Here is a 6,090-nt window from a genome sequence, read left to right on the forward strand (position 1 = left end):
AGGAAGCAGGGTCAGGAAGCGGAAAAGGCTGGACCACCTTGCAGCGGGTCCAGCCTTGGTTCAGGGCATGCAGATCAGCCCTTCTTGACTTCCTTGACTTCGGCGTCGACCACGTTGTCGTCCGCCGGAGCACTTGCAGCTTCCGGGTTGGCGCCGGCCGCGCCGCCTGCGGCGCCGGCCGCAGCCTGCGCGTCGGCGTACATCTTCTCGCCGAGCTTCTGGCTGGCGGTCATCAGCGTGTTGGTCTTGTCCTCGATCGCGGACTTGTCTTCACCCTTGAGGGCTTCCTCGACGTCCTTGATCGCGGCTTCGATCTTTTCCTTCTCGCCGGCTTCCAGGCTCGCGCCGTGTTCGCCGAGCGACTTCTTCACGCTGTGGACCATGGCTTCGCCCTGATTGCGGGCCTGCGCCAGTTCGACCTTCTTCTTGTCCTCTGCCGCGTTCAGTTCGGCATCCTTCACCATCTTCTGGATCTCGTCTTCCGACAGGCCCGAGTTGGCCTTGATGGTGATCTTGTTTTCCTTGCCGGTGCCCTTGTCCTTGGCGCCGACGTGCAGGATGCCGTTGGCGTCGATGTCGAAGCTGACTTCGATCTGCGGCGTGCCGCGCGATGCCGGCGGAATGCCTTCGAGGTTGAATTCGCCGAGCAGCTTGTTGCCCGAAGCGACTTCGCGCTCGCCCTGGAACACCTTGATCGTCACCGCCGGCTGGTTGTCCTCGGCCGTGGAGAAGGTCTGCGCGAACTTGGTCGGGATCGTGGTGTTCTTCGTGATCATCTTGGTCATCACGCCGCCCATCGTCTCGATGCCGAGCGACAGCGGGGTCACGTCCAGCAGCAGCACGTCCTTGCGGTCGCCCGAGAGCACCTGGCCCTGGATGGCAGCGCCGACGGCGACGGCTTCATCGGGATTCACGTCCTTGCGCGGGTCCTTGCCGAAGAACTCCTTGACCTTGTCCTGCACCTTCGGCATGCGGGTCATGCCGCCGACCAGGATGACATCGCTGATCTCGGTCACGCTCACACCGGCATCCTTGATGGCGGTGCGGCAGGGCGCAATGGTGCGCTCGATCAGTTCGTCGACCAGGCTTTCGAGCTTGGCGCGGGTCAGCTTGATGTTCAGGTGCTTCGGACCCGATGCATCGGCCGTGATGTAGGGCAGGTTGATGTCGGTCGCGGCACTGTTCGACAGTTCGATCTTGGCCTTTTCGGCGGCTTCCTTCAGGCGCTGCAGTGCGAGAACGTCCTTGCTCAGATCGACGCCCTGGTCCTTCTTGAACTCGGAAATGATGTAGTCGATGATGCGCTGGTCGAAGTCTTCACCGCCCAGGAAGGTGTCGCCGTTGGTCGACAGCACTTCGAACTGCTTTTCGCCGTCGACGTCCGCGATCTCGATGATGGAGATGTCGAAGGTGCCGCCGCCGAGGTCATACACGGCGATCTTGCGGTCGGCCTTGTCTTGCTTGTCCAGGCCGAAGGCCAGTGCTGCCGCCGTCGGCTCGTTGATGATGCGCTTGACGTCCAGGCCCGCGATGCGGCCGGCGTCCTTGGTGGCTTGGCGCTGGCTGTCGTTGAAGTAGGCCGGCACGGTGATCACCGCTTCGGTCACGGTTTCGCCGAGATAGTCTTCGGCGGTCTTCTTCATCTTGCGCAGGATTTCGGCGCTGATCTGCTGGGGAGCGAGCTTCTTGCCGCGCACTTCGACCCAGGCGTCGCCGTTGTCGGCCTTGGTGATGCTGTAGGGCATCAGGTCGATGTCCTTCTGGACTTCTTTTTCCTCGAACTTGCGTCCGATCAGTCGCTTGACGGCGTAGATCGTGTTCTTGGGGTTGGTGACCGCCTGACGCTTGGCCGAGGCGCCGACCAGCACTTCGCCGTCTTCCTGGTAGGCCACGATCGAAGGCGTCGTACGGGCGCCTTCAGAGTTCTCGATCACACGCGTGACGTTGCCTTCCATGATCGACACGCACGAATTCGTGGTGCCGAGGTCGATGCCGATGATTTTGGCCATGTTGTTGCTCCTGGGATCTGAAATAAGGTTGTTGTGAACTTGTGGATAACCGGGTGCGATTCAAGGGATGAAACGGGGTTTTCCTGTGGGTTTCTTGTGGGTTTCAGCTCGGGCTGCTGACGGTCACGAGCGCGGGGCGAAGGATGCGGTCGGCGATCGTGTAGCCCTTTTGCAGGACGCCCACGACGGTGTTGGGCGCTTGTCCCGCAGCGGGCACAACTGAAATCGCCTGGTGCAGGTGCGGGTCGAACTTGCTTCCGGCGGGCGGCGCGATTTCAATGACCTTGTTGCGCTCGAGCGCGCTCTTGAGTTGCCGCAGCGTGGCTTCGGTGCCTTCGCGCAGATGCTCGATCGTCGCCTCCTGCACCGCGAGACCGGCTTCGAGGCTGTCCAGCACAGGCAGAAGACTTTCCGCAAATCCTTCGATCGCGAACTTGCGGCCCTTGCTGACTTCTTCGTCGGCGCGGCGGCGAGCGTTCTGCACGTCGGCTTGCGCGCGCAGGACCTGGTCGGTCAGCTCTGCGTTCTTTGCCTTGAGCGCGGCGACTTCGGCCTGGGCGGCGTCCAGCGCGTCGGCTTCGTTGGCGGCTTGCGCGGCTTCCAGCTCTTCGGGGCTGGGCTCGCCTTGCAGGATTTCAGGATTCGATGGGGGGTTTTGCGGGTCTGACATGCTCATAAAAGCCGGCGGCCAGGCCGGGAATCAACGAAAACGATGGATAGACAGGCATCTTGGGCCTGCCGCAGGGGTTTTCAAGGCAAAAAAATGCGCCGTGAGGCGCATTTTGAGGAGCCCGGATCGGCTCAGTGCGCGTCGAGCAACTCGACGTCGAACTTCAGCGTCGCGTTCGGCGGGATGACGCCGCCGGCACCGCGGGCGCCATAGCCCAGGGCGGCCGGAATGATCAAGGTGCGCTTGCCGCCGATCTTCATGCCGGCGACGCCTTCGTCCCAGCCCTTGATGACCTGCCCGGCGCCGAGCGAGAAGGCAAACGGGTCGTTGCGGTCACGGCTGGAGTCGAACTTGGCGCCCTGCACGCCGTCGTTGAAGAGCCAGCCGGTGTAGTGCACGTGTACGTGGTGGCCAGCCTTTGCTTCGGCGCCGTCGCCGACGGTGGTGTCTTCGTACTGGAGGCCAGAGGGAGTGGTGGGCATGGTGCGCTCCTTGGGAATGTGGAAGGAAACCGCGCAGTTTAACGAGCCCGGGCCAGCCGCTTGCCAGGGCCCGAAGAAGGGCGCGTTGGCTCAGGGCGTGGAGGGCGGCGTTTTCTTGACTTGCCCCTGCTGCTGACCCTGCTGCCGCCCCTGCTGCCACTTGCCGGCAAAGGCTTGAAGGTCGGAAAGGCGCTTGAGCAGATCCTGTCCGCTGAGGGTCAGGCTGTAGCCCTCGCTTCCGTGATTGACGAGGCCCGCTTCGCGGAGCTCCTTGATGCGGGTGTTGAGCGTGTTGGGTGTGATGCTGCCGACGCTGTCCTGCAAAAGCCGGAAGGTTTGCGCATGTCCGTCCCGAAGAGCCCAGAGGACGCGCAGCGCGTAGCGAGCTTCCAGCAGCGCGAGCAATTGGCTGACGGCTGCGTTTTCCTTGCTGCTCATCGACTTCATCTCCTCGGGGAGCGGCGGGCTGATGTCCGCCTGTTTTTCTTGTGACGGGTACGTGACCACCCGAAATGGCCGGCGACTATAGCCCGAAAGGTAGGCTGCTACAAGTTTTATAGCTGTCGGTGCAAGCCTGCTGCGGGCTGTAGCCCTTTGGCTACACCGCGTGGCTGGATTGGCCTAGTCGGCGTAGTTCGCCATGGCCTCGCCGAGGCGCACCGGCCGCGCCGGCGCCCAGGCCGGGTTGAACACCACCGGCGGCGCCGGAAACAGCATCACGACCGTCGAGCCAAGCAGGAAGCGGCCCATTTCCTCGCCTTGCCCAAGCGTGATCTGCTTGTCGGCGTAGTGCCATTCGCGCACTTCCCCGCCGCGCGGCGGATTGACGACGCCATGCCATACCGTCGCCATGCTGCCGACGATGGTTGCGCCGACCAGCACCAGCACGAACGGGCCGCGTGCCGTCTCAAAGACGCAAACCACACGCTCGTTGCGCGCGAAGAGGCCGGGCACGCCGCGCGCCGTGGTCGGATTCACGGAGAAAAGGTCGCCGGGCACGTGGATCATGCGCAGCAGGCGGCCGTCGCATGGCATGTGGATGCGGTGGTAATCCCTGGGGCTCAGGTACAGCGTCGAAAAACTGCCGTGCGCGAATTGCGCGGCGAGTGTGGCGTCGCCGCCGACCAGCGTGGTCGTCGAGTACCTGTGGCCCTTTGCCTGGAAGATCTGGTCGCCCTGGATCGCGCCAAACTGGCTGATGGCGCCATCGACGGGGGACACCAGATCTGCCTGTGCAATCCGGCGCGCGCCGGGCTTCAGGGCACGCGTGAAGAAGGCGTTGAAGCTCGGGTAGCTGGCGATGTCGCTGTCGAGGGCTTCGCCCATGTCGACGCCGTATTTGGCGACGAAGCGCCGGATGATCCAGGTCGTCACGGCGCCGCGCTCCTTGCCGGCAACCCATCCGGCGAAAGAGGTCAGCGCTTGCTTGGGGAGCAGGTACTGCGGAAGGACGGCAAAGCGATCGGACAAGGCTGCGTTTTCGACAAGGGGATCGACGATTCTATAGACCGCTCAGGCCGACGCCGGGCCGCCCCAAGGCGGCCTGCGGCCCCCTCGGGGGGCAGCGAGTACACGAAGTGACGGAGCGTGGGGCCAGCTCATTCCGCCTTGATGTTCGCGGCCTTGATCACCTGCGCCCACTTCTCGACCTCGGCCTTCTGGAAGGCAGCAATCTGCGCGGTCGTCATGTCGGCCGGCTCCATGCCGAAGCTCTTGAGCTTTTCCTGCATGTCGGGCTGCGCGAGGATCTTGCGGATCTCGTTGTGCAGGCGGTCGACGATCGGTGCGGGTGTGCCGGCGGGCACGAAGATCGCCTGCCACGACACGACTTCAAAATCCGCGAGTCCGGGCACGCCCGACTCTGCCACCGTGGGCACATCCGGCATCGAAGGCAGCCGCTTGGCGGAAGTCACGGCGATGGCGCGCAGCTTGCCGCTCTGGATGTGCGGACCGGCGACCACCGTGGTGTCGAACATCATGTCGACCTGTCCGCCGATCACGTCCTGGATGGCCGGGCCGCTTCCCTTGTACGGGATGTGCGTGAACTTGACGCCGGACTTGTAGGCCAGCAGTTCGAGCGCCAGATGCTGCGAGGTGCCCGTGCCGGCCGAAGCCGACGACAAGCCGCCTGGCTTGGCCTTGCTGGCCGCAAGCACGTCTTTCAGCGTCTTGTATGGACTGGCCTGGTTGACGACCAGCACCACCGGGTTGGTGCCGATCAGCGTGACCGGGGTGAACGACTTGATCGGGTCGTAGCCGATCCGTGGATAGAGGCTCACGTTGATCGCGTGCGAACTGATCGTGCCGCCCAGCAGCATGTAGCCGTCGGGCGCGGCCCGGGAGGCCACCTCGGAGCCGACGCTGCCGCCGGCGCCGCCCTTGTTGTCGACGATGACATTGGTGCCGAGCGCCGGTCCCAGCTTCTGGGCGATCAGGCGGCCGAGCACGTCGGTCGTGCCGCCCGCGGGGAAAGGTACGAGATAGGTGATGGCCTTTCCCGTCGGCCACTGGCCTTCTGCGAAGGCGGGCAGTTGCGCAAGGACTCCGCCGAGCGAAGCGAGAGTGGCGGTTTGGATGAGGGTGCGACGTCGCATGATTTGTCTCCGGGGTTGGAATGCCGCGCTTGTGATTGTTGGAGGTCGCGGAACTTGGTTGCGTGGTGTTGCTGTGATCTTGCTGTGGACTTGGTTCAGGTCACCGGCGCCGGGTTGAAAAGCACGAGCGCGTTGTGCAGCTTCCACTGCTCCGCCCAGGTCTTCTTGCGGCCGCTGGCGACGTCGAGCATCAGCCTGAACATCTCCCAGCCGACGTCGGCGATGGTCTTCTCTCCGGTGGCGATGGTTCCGGCATTGATGTCCATCAAGTCGTGCCAGCGGCGCGCGAGGTCTTCGCGCGTGGCGACCTTGATGACCGGCACCTGCGCCAGGCC

The 6,090-nt window shown here is 63.9% G+C and carries 6 protein-coding genes and 1 pseudogene; all 7 read right to left on the bottom strand.

The window, feature by feature from the left end:
• Window positions 1–74: 74 nt before the first annotated feature.
• The gene (dnaK, locus tag AC1DEK_RS14005; protein WP_478125821.1) at window positions 75–2,009 is read right to left on the bottom strand and encodes a molecular chaperone DnaK; all 1,935 of its coding nucleotides are present in this window, start codon (window positions 2,007–2,009) and stop codon (window positions 75–77) included.
• Between the two features lie 103 nt (window positions 2,010–2,112).
• Window positions 2,113–2,679 carry a nucleotide exchange factor GrpE gene (grpE, locus tag AC1DEK_RS14010; RefSeq protein WP_478125822.1) on the bottom strand — a complete coding sequence of 189 codons (567 nt, stop codon included), beginning with the start codon at window positions 2,677–2,679 and terminating at the stop codon, window positions 2,113–2,115.
• 131 nt (window positions 2,680–2,810) lie between these two features.
• On the bottom strand, window positions 2,811–3,161 hold the full coding sequence (locus AC1DEK_RS14015; RefSeq protein ID WP_478125823.1) for an FKBP-type peptidyl-prolyl cis-trans isomerase: 351 nt from the start codon (window positions 3,159–3,161) through the stop codon (window positions 2,811–2,813).
• 90 nt (window positions 3,162–3,251) lie between these two features.
• Window positions 3,252–3,599 carry a winged helix-turn-helix transcriptional regulator gene (locus AC1DEK_RS14020; RefSeq protein ID WP_478125824.1) on the bottom strand — a complete coding sequence of 116 codons (348 nt, stop codon included), beginning with the start codon at window positions 3,597–3,599 and terminating at the stop codon, window positions 3,252–3,254.
• 183 nt (window positions 3,600–3,782) lie between these two features.
• A complete protein-coding gene (gene asd / locus AC1DEK_RS14025) occupies window positions 3,783–4,631 on the bottom strand; it encodes an archaetidylserine decarboxylase (protein WP_478125825.1) in 849 nt (282 codons plus the stop codon).
• A gap of 128 nt (window positions 4,632–4,759) precedes the next feature.
• Entirely contained in the window at window positions 4,760–5,755 is a 996-nt protein-coding gene (locus AC1DEK_RS14030) for a Bug family tripartite tricarboxylate transporter substrate binding protein (RefSeq protein WP_478125826.1), read from the bottom strand.
• Window positions 5,756–5,850: 95 nt separating this feature from the next.
• Window positions 5,851–6,090 (bottom strand): annotated as a pseudogene (gene garD / locus AC1DEK_RS14035) (galactarate dehydratase); the annotation flags it as partial.

It is taken from the genome of Variovorax sp. 10N420 (genome assembly GCF_056394705.1).

Bases quoted from the DNA above. Each gene is read 5' to 3' on its own strand.
- dnaK (WP_478125821.1), bottom strand. From the start codon at position 2,009: ATGGCCAAAATCATCGGCATCGACCTCGGCACCACGAATTCGTGCGTG.
- grpE (WP_478125822.1), bottom strand. From the start codon at position 2,679: ATGTCAGACCCGCAAAACCCCCCATCGAATCCTGAAATCCTGCAAGGC.
- AC1DEK_RS14015 (WP_478125823.1), bottom strand. From the start codon at position 3,161: ATGCCCACCACTCCCTCTGGCCTCCAGTACGAAGACACCACCGTCGGC.
- AC1DEK_RS14020 (WP_478125824.1), bottom strand. From the start codon at position 3,599: ATGAGCAGCAAGGAAAACGCAGCCGTCAGCCAATTGCTCGCGCTGCTG.
- AC1DEK_RS14030 (WP_478125826.1), bottom strand. From the start codon at position 5,755: ATGCGACGTCGCACCCTCATCCAAACCGCCACTCTCGCTTCGCTCGGC.